This is a genomic window from Hydrogenophaga aromaticivorans (assembly GCF_013387465.1).
Taxonomy (GTDB): domain Bacteria; phylum Pseudomonadota; class Gammaproteobacteria; order Burkholderiales; family Burkholderiaceae_C; genus Hydrogenophaga; species Hydrogenophaga aromaticivorans.
In genome coordinates, this window is sequence record NZ_VYGV01000015.1 from 219,217 (window position 1) to 239,078 (window position 19,862).

Here is a 19,862-nt window from a genome sequence, read left to right on the forward strand (position 1 = left end):
CACCCGTAGAAACCCTCCCTTTGTCAACTCGTTGTGGTCTGCGTTGTAGCGGGAAAAGGCCTAAAAAGGCATCTTGCTTTTTGGGGTGAGAGTTGAGGCTTTCAAACGAGAGATAAAGTCGATGGCGCGCTGAAGGGCGGCTGGGCGACCTCCCTGCTCCGCGATAACCGCATGTACTTCCTTGAGGTGAGGTTCTGAGAGTAGCAAGCGATGCTGAGCAAGTGCGAGTAGGAACTCCAAGGTGGCCTCCCCCGATTCCTGTGTCGCCCTACTGAGCGCCCTGAGGATGACCGACTTCATGAAGTCGCTCGCCGCATGGTCTCCGCGGTAGTCCAGTTCCGAGGGATAGGCACATCGAAGCAATGCGGCCTGCAAAACGCCGTCATTGAATCTTGTGAAGTTCTCAGGTGCGAGGACCACATGCCGAAAACTCGCAGAGGATAGTCGACGCTCTTCTGAGAGCTTTTCGTGTTCGCGGGCTCGTTGTAGTAAGACGGCGACAGTGGCAATCACCTCCGGATGACAGGGTTGTGGCGCATAGCTGTTTGGCCAGTATGCAAAACCAGCGCGCAACCGCATTTCGCTATCGACTCTTTCACCGTGCGGGAGAAAGACCATTTTGTTGGCTGCCAATGTAGTACCAAGAATCTTGGCTCTCATCGCGAGCAGCTTGGGCATGCTGGAAAGGTCCACAGAAGGCGGATAGTACGTCCCCACCTCAGAGGCAAAGGATGCGCCTAGCTGGGTACCAATAGCGGCCTGGCCAAACTTTGCCACTTCATAAGGAACGGATTTGGAGTGCTTAAGGTTGGCATCCAATGCCAAAAGTTCGCTGCGCGTTTCAGATACTTGATACCCCACGATGTAGAGACGTGGCCCTTCATGTTTGTCACGCAAACCCCGGCTTATCTCAAGTAGTTGTGACCCCTTTCCAACCACGGCAGCGCAAACTACAACACCTGAATCTTTGTCCAAGTCTGCGGTGGGCAGGGCACTCGTTGATATCAATTTTAGGTCTTCCAACCTCAGCTTTGTTCTACAAAATTCGAGGACATAGGTTGCCATATCCATGGACGGTGAATCGTCTTGGTACACAATAACTCGAGTCGCAGCCTTGACCGATTGAACTAGGCGAGCATCGAGCCAACTCAAGAACTCAGGCTGAAGAGTGAGCATTGCGCCATCTACATACAAGGCTCGGGGTTTCGAATTTCCGCGCGGGGGCCGCCGGAAAACGTCAAATACTTGTTTTCCCGCAAACGTACAAAAATGCGCAACTTCATCATCACTTCGATGGTGGGCATCCGTAAGCAAGACTTTTTTTGAAGATTCCTGTTCTGGTAGGAATGTTTCACCTTTGATACGGATACTTAGCTGTGCAGGCCCCGCTGAAGACCTATAGCCAGGGGCATCAATAGCCAAAAGGGCACCATCCTTGAAGATTTTCGCGGAGCTGAGTGTTAGGAGTGTGACTACGTCATCAACTGCAACTTCCTTTTTGGTTATCCATTGCTCGTGAAGCGACATCGAAGTAGATGCCGATATCAAACAAAGTGACGTTCCCTTAAAAGGACGACGCACCTCATCAAACCCACCGTATGAGTGAAAGCTTTCGATGTGGAAAGGTTGTTTGTAGCCACAGAGTTCCAAGAGTTCGCGCAATCCATAAGCTATCGGGGAGATAGCCATGGTGTCCACAAATACCGTCTGTAACGCAGCAAACCGTCTTATTCGGCCTGAGAACAACTTGTGAAACAGCGCCAACCCGACGAACCCGACTATTGCTGACGATTTCAGCGCTAGGTCCGGCTTGAGAAACAGCTCGGACCGCCCGCCAGAGGGCTTTTGATAGGCATATCCCGGCGGGGCTCGCAGCACTACTTCCTTCGGGTCGAAAACAGCTTGGAGGCCTGAATGAATCCAGTCTCTGACCCCATCCTCGACGACCGACTTGAATTCAGTCATCCGAGTTTTGAAGGTCTTGTCGAGGAGCGTGGCACGGACCACTCCCGTCGTTAAGTTGAATTTTGCAAAAAGTAAAGGAATTCGACCTTGAAGACGTTGTTGAGCCACAAGTGAAGTGTCCGCTCTTAGCTCAAGGAGCAAGTTAACAATAGTGTCCTCAGCGAGTCCCACCACGACAACGGCATCGGGAAGGTGGGGCCCCTTGCACATTGCAAGCATCAACTCATCAAGCGACCCGCGGGTCATGGGGCCAGGTGGTTTATAGGCGAAAGCGTAGTGCAATTCGTCAGGTTGCCCAGCGCGAACACAATGGCGAAAACAAAATAATCCAGTAGGGCCTAGCATTTCACTTCACCCTTAAGCAGATGGAGTAACTGGTGCCGGCAATCTCTGCAGGGCGCCTCAGATTTGAGAATCGATTCCTTGGTGCGAACTCTGCAGTATCAGTACGCGACAGGTCTTGATATAGGCTTAGGCGTCCAGTACGGAGCGTCATAAAAGCATTCAAGCGCTTTAGTGCCATAAGCGCCATGGACAGTCCTTGCCCCTTGAATTGGCTCGCCTTCGAAGTTGCGTGTTTTTGAAAGCACGTCTTCACTGCTTCAAGCTCTTCCTCATGAGGTATCTCCGTGTAACTTCTGCGTCCAATGCTCTTTGATAGCCAACGCAATGCGAGTCCCGGCCCAGTGTCGAAAACTGAAATTTCCAATAGTTGCATTGGCTCAAAAGGCAAGTGTTCTCCCGCAATTATCTCGCGCTCTTTTCCTTTGCCGCGGAAGGCCTGCTTCAGGAGGTAGGTCTTAAGGGCGGAGTCGTCCCCAGCTAGTGTGGTCAGAGCCGCGACGTCTGAAACGGACAAGAGTCGTACAGCAATTCCTCGAATTCCGAGCTCGTAGCGCTCGCCAGAGATGTCGAATGACCCATGTTCATCCGAGTTTAGGAATAGCTGATAGAGAAGCCCGCTCAGGTAATCGAGCTGTCCCTCGTTCATTGCATCTTCTCGGACCCCCAATTGAGTCAGAATCCTCGGTAGCAATATCCGAAAATCAGTAACTTCACGAACTTCTCCAGCGCTGGGGCGGGCATAGAGAGGGGTGAGAAATTCATTTTTGGCACCTATGAAACAGCACAATGCTGCACCTTGACCTCGCAAAGTGTCACGGTAGGCACCAGATTGCATAGCATCAATTTTTGGCTTGATACCCGCCAACGCCTTGAATCGACTGAACGGCTCGCCGTCACAATGAATGGATTGCGCGAAGTACAGAGCAGCCATTCCTGGGAGAGTCGTTGCAAATCGTTCGCGAGTGTTTTCCTGAGTTGCAAAAGCGGCCGGGAGTCGGAGGTCTCTGCCAGCCGCTTCACCGCGAGCCCATGTCGCGATAACTTGCATCGCTTGAACGTTTGCACCGAGTCCTCCCCCCCAGCGGAGTTGGATAGGCATCTTCATTGCTTGACCGGGAGATTGCCGTACTTCTTGAAGAAACTCTTCGAGCGGTCTGGGGAATGCGATGGCTGGGAAGGTAAGCATTTAATGTTGAGACTCTAATGACCTTGCAACATGCAACACAGATGCGGGGATTTGCTTTTTGATATTTTTAGAAATGGGATTGGTCAAGCCACCGCCCGCCCGCGTATATCCTCAAGCACTTGGACCATCGTGGTCACCTTCGCCGGCGGAAAAATCCCCAGCGGGCCCTGCGCGTTCACATCCGTAAAGGGCGACTGAAAGAGCCGCTCTGCATGCATCACGCCGTTCTGGGTCAGCTCTTGCACGATGAGTTCGATGAACTCAATCTGGGAGGGGGTTGCGGTGCCGCCTTGCAGCAGTTCGCTGAAAGCTTGCATCGCCGCTTCGCGGTCAAGGCCCACCAGGGAGCGTACGAACAGGCCCAGGCCTTGGCTCTGCACGCATGCCTCATCGATGAGGGCCTTCGAGCCCCCAGCGTCGAGCAGCATCTTCTCGAACTCGACCAGGTCAGAGGGGGTCAGCGGCTGGTTGCGGCGCAGGCGCTGCAGCGAGAGGTGGGATTCATGGGCTTTGAGGAAATGCCGAGCCTTTTCCTTGAACCTCGCCATGTTCAGTCCGACGGTCACATGCGGCAGGTCCACTGGCGACAGCTCTCCCAGCTCGTCCTCGAAGTCGGTATAGACCACCTTCTTCTGACTTTTAGGCAGCAGCTTCACAAGGGCCCGCAAACGCCTCCGTACGGTCTCGAGCATGGGTACGGTGACGCCTTCCCACCATTCATCACTCACCACTGACTGGATGAGCACGTACTCGGCTTTGATGGCGGGGATGGCTGTTTGCTCTTCCAACGCGCTGGCGATAGCTTGCAGCTTGCTTTTTAGCCCTACGAACTCGGTTTCCGCCTTCAATATTGATAGCTGGGTACGCAGCACAAGCATGTCAAATCGTTTGGCTTCTTCATCATCGTCAACCAGCTCGGAGGGCAATAAGGCCACACGGCTACTCAACGCAATGACGTCTTCCGGGGTCAGTGTTGCCCAGGTGCTGTTTTGTGCGAAGCGTTCAACCAGTTGCCGTTCAGGCCTCACCACGAAGTTGTCCAACCGCATGGCTGCAACGGCCTGATGCAGCAGCGACGCCGTCTCTGACCGCAGCTCTGCCAAGGTCAGGTGTCCTCCATAGGGGGCAGGCTGCGGTTCTCCGGCGAGGAGTTGCGCGGCCAACTGCCCATCCAGCTCACCAATCAAGGTCAACCGCGCCCTGAACAAGCGCGCGCTCAGCGGGGGCTGGGCGGCCCCCTCTCGGAGGTCTGGGTTCTGACTGAAGAATTCCAGGTTTTGGCAGAAGTCGAAGATGAAGAAATTTTTCTTGTCCTGGCCCGGGCCAAACAGGTCCGTGCACAAACGCGTTCCCCGGCCAACCATCTGCCAGAACTTGGTTTTGGAGCGCACGACTTTGAAGAACACGAGATTGACCACCTCTGGCACATCAATTCCCGTGTCCAGCATGTCCACCGATATGGCGATGTGCGGCGCCCGCTCCTTTTGGGAGAAATCGTCGATGAGACTTTGCGCGTATTCGGTCTTGTAGGTCACTACGCGAGCGAAGTGCCCGTTGTGGTGGGGATAGTTGGCATCAAACCGTTTGGCGATGAAGTCAGCGTGGTCATTGTTCTTGGCAAAGACGATGGTCTTGCCCAAGCGGTCGCCCCCGGCCACCTTCTGGCCGTGGGTCATAAGCGTGGCCAGCACCTTGTCAACGGTATCTTCGTTGAAGAACCACTTGTTGACGGCTTCTGCGTTCACTTCGGTGGGGGTGTTGCCTTCCTCATCCCAATCGAGCTCATCCCAGCGCTCTTTCTCCTCTTCACTGAGCTCGTCGTAGCGGAGTCCGTCTCGCTGAATCTTGAGTGGCACGGAGATGGCCACCGGGGGCACCAGATGCCCGTCGGCCACTGCTTCGTCTAGGCTGTACGCATCCGTGGGTACCCCATCCTCCAAACCAAATAGACCGTAAGTGTTGTGGTCAATCTCGTCCTTGGGAGTGGCGGTCAGTCCGACCAGCAATGAGTCGAAGTACTGAAAGATGGTGCCGTACTTCTGATAGACCGAGCGGTGCGCTTCGTCGATGATGATGAGGTCGAAATGGCCCACGCCAAAGCGTCGCTGGCCATTTCCGACATCGTCAATCAACCCCATCATGGTCGGGTAGGTGGAGACGAATACCCGGCCCTCGGTGTTTTTGTCGGTGACCAGATTGACGGGTGATGCGTCCGGCAGGTGCTTCTTGAACGCATTGACCGCCTGGTTGACGAGGGCCACCCGGTCGGCCAGAAACAGCACCCGCTTTGCCCAGTTGCAACGCATCAACACATCCACCAGAGAAATCACGGTGCGGGTCTTGCCGGAACCCGTGGCCATGACCAGCAGAGACCGCCGCTGATGGTCCACCTCAAACGTGTGCCCCACCCGTCGGACGGCGCGCGTCTGGTAGTAGCGCTCAACGATGGTCTGGTCGATGACAGCTTCTGCCAGGGCCTTGCGGCTGCTTCGCCGTTGAATGGCGAGTTCTAGTTCGTCCTTCTTGTAGAAGCCCTGCACTGACCGGGGCGGGTACGCGTGGTCGTTCCAGAACCAGTGCTCATAGCCGTTGGAGTAGAAGATGAGCGGGCGCTGGCCAAACATGTTTTCCAGGCAGTCGGCATAGAGCTTGGCCTGCTGTTGGCCCACACTGGGGCTCTTGGTGGTTCGCTTGGCTTCAATCAGGGCTAGGGGCTTACCGTCGTCGCCCCAGAGTACGTAGTCCACAAAGCCCTTGCCCTCGTTGTTGGGCATGCCGATGACTTCCACCTCGAAGTTCACAGCTGGGTTGAGGTTCCAGCCGGCCTCCTTGAGCAGTACGTCGATGAATGCCTTGCGCGTGGCCGCTTCGGAGTAGTCGTGTGTGTCGGGTACCGCCGCACTCGCCTTTTTGGCGGCCGCCACCTCTTCCTGGAGCTTCTTTAGTTCTTCCGACAGGGCCGCCTTGTCTTTTAGGGCAGCGGCCAGTTTGTCGTCGCGCTCCTTCAAGCTACTTTCCAGCTTCTGGAGCTGCTCTGCAGATTGGAGGGCGACACCAGTGGCCGCTGGCAGCAACGTGACGGAGAAGCCCAATCCAGGCGCTGGACGCTGGGTGCGACCGTAGGTGCGAGCGAGCCAGTAGCAGAAATGGAACAGTTCCCGGATGGCGTTGACCGCGTCGGTCGTGGCTACCTTGCGCGTGCTGTGGACCGCCAAGTTGCCCAGGTCCTTGATGAGTCTGGCCTTGGTGAACAACGCGTCTCCGACCGTGGCCTTGAAGCTCGGTTCGTGGATGAAGGCGCTCAGGTTGTCTTGGTACGGGTGGCGCAGTGAGGTGTCGTGTGCGTACATCCACGCGACCGTCAACTCAAGGGTTCGGCGGGTGTAGAAGCAGGCAGCGCGGGCATCGGCGTTCGCCAGTCCTTCAGCCTTGGTGGCGGCTTCAAAAAGCTGGGACCATTCGGACTGAAGGAAGGCAAAGTTGCTCATGTAGCTGATTTCTCCCTGATGAACGCGTTCATTCTTTGCGCCAGCGCCTCTCGCCGCATTTTGAGGAAGTCACGGTAGGCCTCGGTTGACCACAGCGCCGGGTTGGTCGGTACACACTGGCTTTCCAATGCTTCCACCCCCTGCTTGGCAATGACATCCTTTAGATACTGAGAAGCTTCCTTGTTGCTGATGCGCCGGTTGGTCTGGCCTGTGATGAAAGCCATGTTGGCAATTTCATTGATTTCGCCAGTCTCATACTTTTCTTTGAGCAGAGACTTTGGAATCACGTGGTGCCACTGAATGAAATGAAGCTTGCCCTGGTGCGTCAGCGACAGGCCCAGACCGCTATACCAGTCCTTGGCGCCCGCCGCCTTCAGCGCTAGGTAGGCCAGTGAGAACAGCGGGCTGCTCACGCCGCGGCCGGCCAGGTCACCGGCTTCCACATGCAATCGCCCAAACTGCCGCTTCACTGGCTCCATCAGTGCCGCCACGTTACCGCTGCGGAAGATGATGGCAAGGTCTTCGTTGAGCAGGGTCTCGGTAGAGCCGCGCGAATAGCGCCCCCTCGCATTGGCCACCAGTAACCAGTGGAGCAGCCGTCGTTGCTCGTCAGCACTGAGCTTGTTGTCCTTTTTGCGGCTCACGGCCGCAATGGCGTGGAAGAACATCGGGGAGGACAGCAGTGACTCATCCTCTATGCCGGCGTTGCTGCGCAAAAAGTTGATTGCAAAGCGCAGCCCCTCCTGGGCCTCGACCCAGCCGGCCTTGAGCTTGTTCACCGGCGTGCTGGCCACGCTGCGGAACAGGCACTGCTGGGTGGCGAACACCACGATGGCGCGCACCAAGTGGCCCAGGTCGATGGTGAAGTAGCTCTTCTCACACTCCTCCTGGAACGCCTCCAGTTCCTTCAGCATGTTGGGCCAACGCGAGGTCATCTGCGCCAGCGCCAGGTCAGACGACTTCAGCTTCGCGCCCAGTGAGTTCACCCGCACGAAGATTTCGGTCACCTCCTCGTAGCTCATGCTGCGTTCCAGCACGTGCACCGCGTAGGGGTAGTCCTTGATGGCTCGCAGCTTCTTCAGCCGGTCGGAGTACTGCTGGAAGCGCGGGTCGTCGAAGGAAGTGATGCCAGCCTTCTTGAGCATCTGCGCATCGTTTGCGGTGCCGAACACCTCGGTCACGGACACCCAGTTGGGCAAAGCCGCCAGGTTCTTGCTGGCCACCACGAAGGTACGGCGGTTCAGCTTGGCTTGCAGGGCGTTGTCGCCAACTTCACCGTCTTCGGTTCCAGCGCCCTCGTCACCATCTTCCGCATCGTCGGTCAGCTCGTCATCAGCGGCGGTTGGCGAGTCCTCGTCGCCAGTCACCTCAGTGTCATAGGTTGGCGGACCCTCAGGGTGGTCCAGGTTGAACAGGATGTCGATGGGACGCTTGCGCCCGCGCACCTGCACCGGCGTGCCGCTCAGCACCGCCGTCAATGAAGTGAGGCGCTGTTGGCCGTCCAGCAGCAACTTGCGGCCGGCGAAGGCATTGGTGTCCTGCGCAATGGCGAAGTCGCGCGTGGGCACCGGCTCATCGGTCTCCCACATCAGGATGGAGCCACTGGGGTAGCCGCGGTACAACGAATCCAGCAGGTCACGCACCCTGGTGGCTCGCCAGACGTAGTGGCGCTGGATTTCCGGCAAGCGCAGCTCGCCTCGCTTGTACATGTCGACCAGTGTGCCGATGGGGATGTTCTGTTGCTGCATCGTCAGAGCGCTCCCTGAAAGGCTCGGTGTTGGAGTGTGGTCGTCAGTTGGGTCAACTTGGCTATTCCACTTCTGACATCGCGCAAGAGTCTGGCGACAACAGCAGCGCGGGCTTCAAAAGCTTCTATCTCTTCGGCAGGCGGTTGAACTACACGCAACTGCCGCAAATCCTCTAAATTAATACCACTCTGTGCTACCCCCTTTACGTCGTCGGCGATTAGTCTTTGGACCGACGTAGAGCGAATTACCTGCTGCACGAAAACTGGAGAGACTCTAGACTGCAGCGGCACCAAGGCGATTTCTCGTGAAACGTTGCCCCCCGCAAGTGCACTTGTAACTATGCAACACCGGCCAACGGTGCCACGAATTGAGATGGCAATCTCCCCCCCTCGAAGAATGGTGCGTCGGTACTGGGCGGACACTTCCGGCGAAGTCCTCTTCAGTTTGGCAATGTCAATCTCTTCGTCGGCTAGGTCCCGGATTCGAAGTACGGGGATGCCTTCTTCGCAGTCTTCACCTCGCTGAACAATGCCGTACGTAATCCCGCGTTCAGGTTCGACTAATGCCGACAGCGGAAATGTTGGGTATTGCTTTGGATTCGCAACTGGGTCTCCAAACATTTCCACAAAAATCGACTGGGTGAGCCGGTCGAGTTGGACTAAGGACTCGCGGCGCTTTGTTCGCAGGGTGTCGGCTTTGTCAAGGATATCGGCGATACGGCGTTGTTCGTCGAGTGATGGAAGATGGACCAAGTGCCTCTTTACATCACTTGGCTTGATAAATGGTTGACCAGTGCCGGACCTTGGCCAGCGCGACTCATCGTTAAGCTGGTGCCAAAGGAACCTGCAATCTGCCTTTTCTGGGTCAGGGCGAATTACCTGCGTGTTGGCAAGGCTGGACCATTTCCCATCGACATAGAAACACTTGCCGCAGCGAGCGCCAATGGATGAAAGAACAACGGCCGCCTCTTCAAACTCGAACGCCGGTAGCAGCCCGTTCATGCCGCCCGCACCATATGCGGGAAAGCCGTGCTCGACAAAGTCATTGCCGGAGAGCTTATGACGGCCGCCTTGAACAATCTGGCAGAAGTCCGCGAGCGCAATTCGAGTAGCTGTCACTTCAGCATCCCCTCCAACTCCTCCATGCCCGCCTGAATCTCGGCCTCCAAGGTTTTCAGATTGGACAAGATGGTTAGCGGTGATTCATGCTCGACCATCCGGTGCACCACTTCCTTGTAGCGGTTGAGGCTCAGGTCATAGTCCTGCGCGGAAATGTCAGCTTTGGGCACGCAGAAGCTCTGTGCAGTGCGCGGTCGGCTCTTCTCGCTGCCACTACGCTGGACCCAGCGCGACAGCGCATCGGGCAGGTTGTTCTTCGCGTGCTCGGTCTCGCTGAGTGGTGAGGTCGGTGTCGGACCCAGCTTGGCTTCCCCCAACAGCGGCTGGCGCTTGTCGTCCAGGCTCCAGCCGTCGGCCTGCATGTCGTAGAACCACACGTGGTCCGTGCCGCCCGAGTTTGTCTTGGTGAACAGAAGAATGGCGGTGGACACACCCGCGTAGGGCTTGAAGGCACCGGCCGGCAGCGACACGATTCCGTCAAGCTTTTGTTCTTCTACCAGCATGCGACGCAGTTCTTTGTGTGCCTTGCTTGAGCCGAAGAGCACGCCGTCTGGCACGATGACTGCTGCCCGGCCACCTGGCTTCAGCAAGCGCAGGAACAGCGCCAGGAAAAGTAACTCGGTCTTTTTGGTCTTGACAATGCTCTGCAGGTCTTTGGCGGTGTTCTCGTAGTCCAGGCTGCCCGCAAACGGTGGGTTCGCCAGGATGAGGCTGTACTTTTCTTCGTCGCCGGCGTGGTCTTGGGCGAGGGAGTCCTTGTAGCGAATGTCGGGGTTCTCGACCCCGTGAAGCGCCATGTTCATGCTGCCGATGCGTAGCATGGTGTTGTCGAAGTCGTAGCCATGGAACATGGCATGGTGAAAGTGCGCCCTGGCTGATGCGTCGTTGAACAGTTCGGGGTGCATCTCGCGCAGGTACTCACCAGCAGCGACCAGGAAGCCGCAGGTGCCGCTGGCCGGGTCACAAATAACGTCCTTGGGCGTCGGCGACGTGAGCGCGACCATCAGCTTGATGATGTGTCTCGGCGTGCGGAACTGGCCGTTCTGTCCGGCCGCGGCAATCTTGCCGAGCATGTACTCATAAAGGTCACCCTTGGTGTCCCGGTCCTCCATGGGCAAGTGGTCCAACATGTCCACGACCTTGGCCAGCAAGCCGGGCGTGGGAATGGTGAACCGCGCATCTTTCATGTGCTGGCTGTATGTGGAGCCATCACCCCCCATCTCGCGCAGGAATGGGAACACGTGTTCGCCGACCACCGTGTACATCTCGGCGGGGGCGAAGTTCTTTAACCTCGACCAGCGCAGGTCGTCGTAAGCCCGACCTTTGACGTCCTTACCCACCGGGAATACCCGATGGGTCATCGCAATCTTGAGCAGTTGAGACTTGCTCTCCTCCAGCGTGTGCGCATCATCCAGGCGGCGGATGAACAGGAGATAGGTGATTTGCTCCAGCACCTCCATGGGATTCGAGATGCCGCCAGACCAGAAGGCGTTCCAGATGGCGTCGGTTTGGCTGCGGATTTCACCTGTGAGCATGCGTTTCCCTGAGAGAGCGTTGACCAGGGACGCGCTGACGCCGCTGGTGGTTGTCAGCAATGGTAACCAGAGACGCGAGAGCGCTAAGAAAACGACTACCCAAAGAAAGAGACCCATAAGTTTCTCAACTTATGGGTCCTGGTTTCTCAGCTTATGGGTCTCTCTACAATGGTCATCAGACGTCGATATTCCCCGCCCGCAGCGCGTTGGTTTCAATGAAATCCCGCCGCGGTTCCACCTCATCACCCATCAGCATCGTGAACACGCGGTCGGCTTCGATCGCGTCGTCGATCTGCACGCGCAGCAGGCGGCGCACGGTGGGGTCCATGGTGGTTTCCCAGAGCTGGGCGGGGTTCATTTCGCCCAGGCCTTTGTAGCGCTGGCGGCTGGTGGTGCGCTCGGCTTCGCTGATGAGCCACTGCATGGCGGTGCGGAAGTCGCTGGCCTTTTCTTCTTTCTGCTTGTCGCCTTCGCCGCGCATGACCTTGGCGCCTTCGCCCAGCAGGCCGCGGAAGGTGTCGGCGGCGGTGGCCAGAGCCGCGTAGTCGGCGCCGTGCACGAAGTCCTGCGTGATGATGCTGCTCTTGATGTTGCCGTGGTGGCGGCGGCTGATGCGCAGGATGGGTTTGTCGGTGCGGGCGTCAAACTCGCCGGCCACTTCGGCGGGCACGCCGCTGGTGGTGAGTTCGCGCAGCTTGGCTTGCAGCGCCACGGCGCTGGCTTCGGCCTCTTCCACGGTGTCGAGCTTGATGGACACGCCGTCGGCCATGGCGCGCAGGGCTTCGGCGTCCATGAAGTTGGACAGGCGCGTGATCACGCGCTCCGCCACCTGGTGCTTGCGGGCGAGCTCGCCCAGGGTGTCGCCTTCGAGCACGGTGTTGGTCGCACCGCCGGTGGACACCTTGGCGTCTTTCAGCGCGATGCGCAGCAGGAAGCCGTCCAGCGCGGGGCCGTCTTTCAGGTACAGCTCTTCCTTGCCGGCCTTCACTTTGTAAAGCGGCGGCTGGGCGATGTAGATGTGGCCGCGCTCGACCAGCTCGGGCATCTGGCGGTAGAAGAAGGTGAGCAGCAGGGTGCGGATGTGGGCGCCGTCGACGTCGGCGTCGGTCATGATGATGATGCGGTGGTAGCGCAGCTTGGCGACGTTGAAGTCGTCGGCGCCGGTGCCGCCCGAGCCGCCGTTGCCATTGCCGTCACCGCCGGCTTTGCCGATGCCGGTGCCCAGCGCGGTGATGAGCGTCAGGATTTCGTTGGAGGTGAGCAGCTTTTCGTAGCGCGCTTTTTCCACGTTCAGGATCTTGCCGCGCAGCGGCAGGATCGCCTGGAACTTGCGGTCGCGGCCCTGCTTGGCGGAGCCGCCGGCGGAGTCGCCCTCGACGATGTAGATCTCGCACAGCGCCGGGTCTTTTTCCTGGCAGTCGGCCAGTTTGCCGGGCAGGCCCATGCCGTCGAGCACGCCTTTGCGGCGCGTCATTTCGCGCGCCTTGCGCGCAGCCTCGCGGGCGCGGGCGGCTTCGACGATCTTGCCGCAGATGATCTTGGCGTCGTTCGGGCGTTCCTGCAAATAGTCGCTCAGCAGGCGGCTGACGATGTCTTCCACCGGACCGCGCACTTCGCTGGACACCAGCTTGTCTTTGGTCTGGCTGCTGAACTTGGGCTCGGGCACCTTGACGCTGAGCACGCAGCACAGGCCTTCGCGCATGTCGTCGCCAGTGACTTCGACCTTGGCCTTCTTGGCGAACTCGTTTTCTTCGATGTACTTGTTGATGACGCGCGTCATCGCGGCGCGCAGGCCGGTCAGGTGGGTGCCGCCGTCGCGCTGCGGGATGTTGTTGGTGAAGCAGAGCACCTGCTCGTTGTAGCCGCTGTTCCACTGCATCGCGACTTCAACGCCGATGTTGGTGCCCTGGTCACTCGCACGGTCGCCCAGCGCGTGGAACACGTTGGGGTGCAGAACTGTCTTGCCCTTGTTGATGAAATCGACGAAGCCCTTGACGCCGCCGGCGCCGGAGAAGTCGTCTTCCTTGCCGCTGCGTTCGTCCTTCAGGCGGATGCGCACGCCGTTGTTCAGGAACGAGAGTTCGCGCAGGCGCTTGGACAGGATCTCGTAGTGGAAGTCGGCGTTTTCTTTGAAGATGTCGTAGTCGGGCAGGAAGTGCACTTCGGTGCCGCGCTTCTCGGTCGCGCCCGAGGTCCGCATGGGCGAGATCTCGATGCCGTTCGGGGTGGTTTCCAGCAGGCGGTTCTGCACGAAGCCGCGCGCGAACTCGATCTGGTGCACCAGGCCTTCGCGGCGCACGGTCAGGCGCAGCCATTGCGAGAGCGCGTTCACGCAGCTCACGCCCACGCCGTGCAGGCCGCCCGAGACCTTGTAGCTGTTCTGGTTGAACTTGCCGCCGGCGTGCAGCTCGGTCAGCGCGATTTCGGCGGCCGAGCGCTTGGGCTCGTGCTTGTCGTCCATCTTCACGCCGGTGGGGATGCCGCGGCCGTTGTCGGTGACGCTGATCGAGTTGTCGCTGTGGATGGTGACGACGATGTCATCGCAGTGGCCGGCCAGCGCTTCGTCGATCGAGTTGTCCACCACCTCGAACACCAGGTGGTGCAGGCCGGTGCCGTCGGACGTGTCGCCGATGTACATGCCCGGGCGCTTGCGCACCGCTTCCAGCCCTTCCAGGATCTGGATCGCACCCTCGCCATACCCTTCGCTCGCGCCGGCCTGGTGGGCGTCGATGGTGGGCTGGAAATTGGAGCTGGCGGACCCTGCTTCACCGGTGTTGACGGCAACGGATTCGGGTTCTGCGGGCTTGTTGGCTTCGGACATGGTGGACTTTTCAGAAACGCTAGAAAGGCCAAACCCGCTGTGCAGCGGGTCGGGCTTTGGGGGGACCTGGATCGGGAACGATCAAATCCGCATCGGCATGACAACGTATTTGAAGGCGTTGTCGTCGGGGTTCGTGAGCAGCGCCGAACTGTTGCCGTCGGACAGTTCGATGCGAACCATTTCCTGTGACATGTTCTGCAGCGCGTCGATCAGGTAGGTGACGTTGAAGCCGATCTCGATGGTGTCGCCACCGTAATCGATGTCGAGTTCGTCCACCGCTTCTTCCTGCTCGGCGTTGCTCGAAGCCACGCGCAGCACGCCGGGCTCGATGTTCAGGCGCACGCCCTTGAACTTCTCGCTCGTCATGATGGCGGTGCGCTGCAGCGAGGCCAGCAGCGGCACGCGGCCGAGCGTGATGATGTTCTTGTGGTTGCGCGGGATGACGCGGTTGTAGTCGGGGAACTTGCCCTCGACCAGTTTGGTGACGAATTCCATGCCGTCGAAGCTGAACTTGGCCTGGTTGGACGCGAACTGCATCTCGATCGCGCCTTCCTTGTCGGACAGCAGGCGCTGCAGTTCGATCACCGTCTTGCGCGGCAGGATCACTTCCTGCTTCGGCACTTCCACGTCCAGCGTGGCGCTGGCAAAAGCCAGGCGGTGGCCGTCGGTGGCGACCAGGCTGAGCTGCTTGCCTTCGGCCACGAACAGGATGCCGTTCAGGTAGTAGCGGATGTCGTGCACCGCCATGGCGAACGACACCTGGCCCAGCAGGCTTTTCAGCGTCTTCTGCGGCACGGCAAACACCGGGCCGAAGCTGGCCGATTCCTGCACCAGCGGGAAGTCTTCGGCCGGCATGCTCTGCAGCGTGAAGCGGCTCTTGCCACCTTTGAGGATCAGCTTGCCGGCGCTCGATTCGAGGCTGACGGACTGGTCGCCGGGCATGGTGCGCAGGATGTCGATCAGCTTGCGCGCACCCAGGGTGGTGGCGAAGTTGCCGTCGTCACCGTCGAGCTGCGCGGTGGTGCGGATCTGGATCTCCAGATCGCTGGTGGTCAGCTGCACGGCCGACCCGGTCTTGCGCACCAGCACGTTGGCCAGGATGGGCAGCGTGTGGCGGCGTTCAACGATGCCCGCGACCGACTGCAGCGCAGCCAACACCTTGTCCTGGGTCGATTTCAAAACGATCATGTCAGACTCTTTCGTCTCTGGTTGCCGGTTGGCGGGTGGGACTTCCCTTGCCCCAAGCAGGGCTTTCTGTCAGCCAAATACCGCCTATTTTCGCCTTTTTGAAGCGCGATTCCTGAAAACACCTGTCCCGTCAGATGCCGGCTGTGCCGGCGGTGGCGAGCGGGTGCGCACGGCCTCACGCCGGTCAGCCCTTGAGCGTCTGTTCCAGCACGTGCAGCTGCTGGTTGAGCTCGGTGTTCTGCTGGCGTTCGGCGCCGATCTTGCGCACTGCGTGCAGCACCGTGGTGTGGTCGCGGCCGCCAAACAGCTCGCCGATCTCGGGCAGGCTTTTCTGCGTCAGCTCCTTGGCGATGAACATGGCGATCTGGCGCGGCCGGGCGATGCTGGCCGGGCGCTTCTTGCTGTACATGTCCGCGACCTTGATCTTGTAATAGTCGGCCACGGTCTTCTGGATGTTCTCGACGCTGATCTGCCGGTTCTGGATCGACAGCAGGTCTTTCAGCGCATCGCGCGCCAGCTGGATCGAGATCTCTTTCTGGTTGAAACGCGAATAGGCCAGGATCTTGCGCAGCGCGCCTTCGAGTTCGCGCACGTTGGAGCGCACGTTCTTCGCGACAAAAAACGCCACTTCCTCGGGCATGACGGCGTTTTCCACCGCCGCCTTGTTGATCAGGATCGCCACGCGCATTTCCAGCTCGGGCGGCTCGATCGCCACCGTGAGGCCCGAATCGAAGCGCGAAACCAGGCGCTCGTGGATGTCCGGCAGGCCCTTGGGGTAGGTGTCGCTGGTCAGCACGATGTGCGACTTCTTGGCCAGCAGCGCTTCGAAGGCGTTGAAAAACTCCTCCTGTGTGCGCTCCTTGTTGGCGAGGAACTGCACATCGTCGATCAGCAGCAGGTCCAGCGAGTGGTACTGGGCCTTGAATTCGTCAAAAGTCTTGCGCTGGTAGGCCTTGACCACATCCGAGACGAATTGTTCGGCGTGGATGTAGAGAACTTTGGCCTGTGGATGGTCGGACAGCAGGTGGTTGCCGATCGCGTGCATCAAATGGGTCTTGCCCAGGCCGACGCCACCGTAGATGAACAGCGGGTTGTAAAGCTGGCCTAGGCTGCCCGCCACGTGCATCGCCGCGGCTCGCGCCATGCGGTTGGCCGAACCTTCCACCAGGGTGGAGAAGGTCAGCGCCGGGTTGAGCCGGGACTTGGGGGCGCGCGGGCTCGTGATCTCTGCAGGTGCCAGATCGGGCAGCTCGGCCAGCACCTGGTCCTGCATTGTACGGGGCGCAGGCGATGTCCTGCTGGGGCCTTCACGCGGAGCGAGCGCCAACTCCAGAGTCACCGGTGTGCCCTGGATGGCCTCCAGCAGCAAGGCGATGCGGGACGCGTACTGGGCCCGGATCCAGTCCAGCTTGAAGCGGTTGGCCACCGACACCACGACCTTGGAGGCATCGGCGGACACGCTGGCTGAGAGCGGCCGGATCCAGGTGTTGAACTGCTGCTCGGGGATTTCTTGCGCGAGTTTGTCGACGCAGGCCAGCCAGAGGGGCTGGGCGTCGTTGGATGGGGTGTCTGGGGGGGTGCCCTCGATCATGCTGGGAAAGGCGAACGCTGTATTTTTGTGGACAAATGACTCGGGGCAGACCGGCCATTGTAGTGTGGCCGGTGACTTATCCACAAGGCGGTTCTCCCCCTGTGTTGCCCTGCCCGGCAGGGGCTTTCTGAAGTAAGGCAGACAGAAAAGCGGCCAAGTGCTTGCCGGGCCTTGATTTTATTTGCGATAATTGCGGGTTTCCCCGACATTTACTGAGCATCATGAAACGCACTTACCAGCCATCCAAAGTCCGCCGCGCCCGCACCCACGGCTTTCTCGTCCGCATGAAGACCCGTGGCGGCCGTGCCGTGATCAACGCTCGCCGCGCCAAGGGCCGCAAGCGTCTGGCTCTCTGAGCCGGAACGTGCTCCGCCGGTATTGGCCGGTCCCAGCTTCCGTTCCCGGCTTCCGGTGACCGATAGTGAGGCGCAACGGGCCATGCAGCGCATCCGGTCCCGGCAGCAGTTCCAGGCCGTCATGGCGGGAGCCCCTGTGGCCAAAACCCCCCACTTCGCCTTGCACCGAGCGTCGCTCGTGAGCGAGCATTTGGGCCGTCCCCTGTTTCCTGTGGCCGATGTCTGGCTGGGTGTGCTCCTGCCCAAGCGCTGGGCGCGCCGCGCGGTCACGCGCAACGCGATCCGTCGCCAGATCTACGAAGCCGCCCGCCACGTCGCGACCGGTTTGCCGCAGGCAGCGCTGGTGGTTCGCCTGCGCAGCGAGTTCAGCCGCAAGCTGTTTGTGAGTGCGACTTCCGATGTGCTCAAGCGCGCGGTTCGCGCCGAGCTGGATCAGTTGCTGGGCCGCGTGATCGGTCCTGCTCCGGTCAGCCCGGCCGTTGTGGCCCCCAGTACGGAGGCGCCCCATGGTGTCTGACTGGCCGCGCCAGGCGTTGGTGGGCCTGGTCAAGGGCTACCGTTTGCTGCTCAGTCCCTGGCTGGGCAGCAGCTGCCGTTTTGAACCCACCTGTTCCGTCTATGCGATCGGTGCGCTGGAGCGGCACGGTGCACTGGCCGGTGGCTACCTCATGCTCAGGCGCCTGGGTCGCTGCGGACCCTGGTGCGAGGGTGGCCACGATCCGGTGCCCGATGTGGTGCCCAGCCTGTTTTCCCATCTGGTTTCCCCTTCCTCAGAAAAGAAGAACCCGTCATGAATGACATCCGTCGGTCCATCCTGTGGGTGGTTTTTGGTTTCTCGATGGTCCTGATCTGGGACAAGTGGCAGATCCACAACGGCAAAGCGCCGACGTTTTTCCCGTCGGCGGCGGTGACCGCACCCGCCGCTCAGGATGCCCCGCCGGCAACCCCTGCCGACGCGTCGGTTCCTGGCAGCAATCCAGCAACAACGACGCCTGGCGCTGCCGTGGCGCCACAGGGCACGCCCGCACCGGCGCCCGCCGCGGTTCGCCATGAAGTCACCACCGACGTGTTGAAGCTCGTGTTCAACACCGAGGGTGGCTCGCTCATCGGTGCCGAGCTGCTCAAGCACGCGAGCACGACGCTGGGCACGCAGCCGTTTGCGTTGCTGGTCCAGAACGACACCCAGACCTATCTGGCACAGTCCGGCCTGATCGGGGGCAACTTCCCCACCCACAAGACACCGATGACCGTGGTGGCCGGCCCGACGGCGTTGACCGACGGGCAAAACGAGCTGCAGGTGCGCTTCGAGTCGGCCGAGGTGGGTGGCGTCAAGCTGGTCAAGACCTACACCCTGACCCGAGGTCGTTACGACATCTCGGTGCAGCACGAAGTGGTGAACAACAGCGGCCAGGCCGTGAGCCCGCAGCTCTACGTGCAGCTGGTGCGAGACGGCAACAAGACCAGCAGCGAAACCCCCTTCTATTCCACCTTCACCGGCCCGGCCGTCTACACCGGCGCGCAGAAGTACCAGAAGATCGAATTTGCCGACATCGACAAGAACAAGGCGACTTTCGAGAAGAGCTCGACCGACGGCTACGTGGCCATGGTGCAGCACTACTTTGCTTCGGCCTGGGTGTTGGACAGCGGTGTGGCGCGTGACAACTTCGCCCGCCGCGTGGACAACAACCTCTATGCCGTGGGTGCCATCACCACCCTGCCGGCCATCGAGCCGGGTCAGCGCAAGGCCGTCGAGGCCCAGCTCTTCATCGGTCCGCAGGAAGAAAAAGTGCTGGAGGTCATCACCCCCGGTCTGGAGCTGGTCAAGGACTACGGCTGGCTGACCATCCTGGCCAAACCGCTCTACTGGTTGCTGGAAAAAATCCACAGCTTCGTGCAGAACTGGGGCTGGGCGATCGTGCTGCTGGTGGTGCTGATCAAGGCGGCTTTCTACTGGCTCAACGCCAGCGCTTACAGGAGCATGGCCAAGATGAAGGCGATCAACCCGCGCATCATGGAAATGCGCGAGCGCCTGAAGAGCAATCCGCAGCAGATGCAGCAGGAGATGATGAAGATGTACCGGGAGGAAAAGGTCAACCCGCTGGGTGGCTGCTTCCCGATCCTGATCCAGATCCCGGTGTTCATCGCGCTGTACTGGGTGCTGCTGTCCAGCGTCGAAATGCGCAATGCGCCCTGGATGGCCTGGATCACCGACCTGTCTTCGCCCGATCCGTGGTTCATCCTGCCGCTGGTGATGGCCGTGACCACCGTGATCCAGACCGCGCTCAATCCGCTGCCACCCGATCCGCTGCAGGCCAAGCTGATGTGGATGATGCCGCTGATGTTCTCGGTGATGTTCTTCTTCTTCCCGGCCGGCCTGGTGCTGTACTGGATCACGAACAACATCCTGACGATCGCCCAGCAGGCTTTCATCAACAAGCGCATGGGCGTGCCGTTGAAGATCACGAACCCGTTGGAGCTTTTCAAGAAGTAGATCGAGTCCCCCTGCGCCGCTGCGCGGCTT

At 59.6% G+C, this 19,862-nt stretch carries 13 protein-coding genes; 4 read left to right on the plus strand and 9 right to left on the minus strand.

The window, feature by feature from the left end:
* Positions 1-60: 60 nt before the first annotated feature.
* From F3K02_RS16375 to dnaA, 9 genes are all read right to left on the minus strand, one after another.
* Positions 61-2,247: a hypothetical protein gene (locus F3K02_RS16375; protein WP_177136694.1), complete on the minus strand. Its 2,187-nt coding sequence runs from the start codon at positions 2,245-2,247 to the stop codon at positions 61-63.
* Positions 2,248-2,311: 64 nt separating this feature from the next.
* A complete protein-coding gene (locus F3K02_RS16380; protein WP_177136695.1) occupies positions 2,312-3,496 on the minus strand; it encodes a hypothetical protein in 1,185 nt (394 codons plus the stop codon).
* A gap of 83 nt (positions 3,497-3,579) precedes the next feature.
* Entirely contained in the window at positions 3,580-6,984 is a 3,405-nt protein-coding gene (locus F3K02_RS16385) for a DEAD/DEAH box helicase family protein (protein WP_177136696.1), read from the minus strand.
* Positions 6,981-8,732, minus strand: coding sequence for a DUF262 domain-containing protein (locus F3K02_RS16390; protein WP_177136697.1), 1,752 nt, complete (start codon positions 8,730-8,732; stop codon positions 6,981-6,983). Before F3K02_RS16390 ends, F3K02_RS16385 begins: the two co-directional genes overlap by 4 nt.
* A gap of 2 nt (positions 8,733-8,734) precedes the next feature.
* Complete coding sequence (locus tag F3K02_RS16395; protein WP_177136698.1) at positions 8,735-9,850, minus strand: restriction endonuclease subunit S; 1,116 nt, start codon at positions 9,848-9,850, stop codon at positions 8,735-8,737.
* Positions 9,847-11,385 carry a type I restriction-modification system subunit M gene (locus F3K02_RS16400; protein ID WP_177136699.1) on the minus strand — a complete coding sequence of 513 codons (1,539 nt, stop codon included), beginning with the start codon at positions 11,383-11,385 and terminating at the stop codon, positions 9,847-9,849. The genes F3K02_RS16395 and F3K02_RS16400 overlap by 4 nt, the downstream gene beginning before the upstream one ends.
* A 175-nt stretch (positions 11,386-11,560) precedes the next feature.
* Positions 11,561-14,206, minus strand: coding sequence for a DNA topoisomerase (ATP-hydrolyzing) subunit B (gene gyrB, locus F3K02_RS16405; RefSeq protein ID WP_177136700.1), 2,646 nt, complete (start codon positions 14,204-14,206; stop codon positions 11,561-11,563).
* Between the two features lie 81 nt (positions 14,207-14,287).
* Positions 14,288-15,394 (minus strand): DNA polymerase III subunit beta, encoded by a 1,107-nt coding sequence (gene dnaN / locus F3K02_RS16410; protein ID WP_177136701.1) that lies wholly within the window; start codon positions 15,392-15,394, stop codon positions 14,288-14,290.
* 184 nt (positions 15,395-15,578) lie between these two features.
* Positions 15,579-16,985, minus strand: coding sequence for a chromosomal replication initiator protein DnaA (gene dnaA / locus F3K02_RS16415; protein ID WP_177136702.1), 1,407 nt, complete (start codon positions 16,983-16,985; stop codon positions 15,579-15,581).
* Between the two features lie 221 nt (positions 16,986-17,206).
* Here dnaA and rpmH point away from each other — a divergent pair, with 221 nt between their 5' ends.
* The 4 genes from rpmH to yidC all read left to right on the plus strand — a co-directional run bounded on the left by rpmH (position 17,207) and on the right by yidC (position 19,832).
* Positions 17,207-17,341 carry a 50S ribosomal protein L34 gene (rpmH, locus tag F3K02_RS16420; RefSeq protein WP_177136703.1) on the plus strand — a complete coding sequence of 45 codons (135 nt, stop codon included), beginning with the start codon at positions 17,207-17,209 and terminating at the stop codon, positions 17,339-17,341.
* 82 nt (positions 17,342-17,423) lie between these two features.
* Positions 17,424-17,858: a ribonuclease P protein component gene (locus F3K02_RS16425; protein ID WP_177136704.1), complete on the plus strand. Its 435-nt coding sequence runs from the start codon at positions 17,424-17,426 to the stop codon at positions 17,856-17,858.
* Positions 17,848-18,135 (plus strand): membrane protein insertion efficiency factor YidD, encoded by a 288-nt coding sequence (gene yidD, locus F3K02_RS16430; RefSeq protein ID WP_177136705.1) that lies wholly within the window; start codon positions 17,848-17,850, stop codon positions 18,133-18,135. The genes F3K02_RS16425 and yidD overlap by 11 nt, the downstream gene beginning before the upstream one ends.
* Positions 18,132-19,832 (plus strand): membrane protein insertase YidC, encoded by a 1,701-nt coding sequence (gene yidC / locus F3K02_RS16435; protein WP_177136706.1) that lies wholly within the window; start codon positions 18,132-18,134, stop codon positions 19,830-19,832. Before yidD ends, yidC begins: the two co-directional genes overlap by 4 nt.
* Positions 19,833-19,862: the final 30 nt, after the last annotated feature.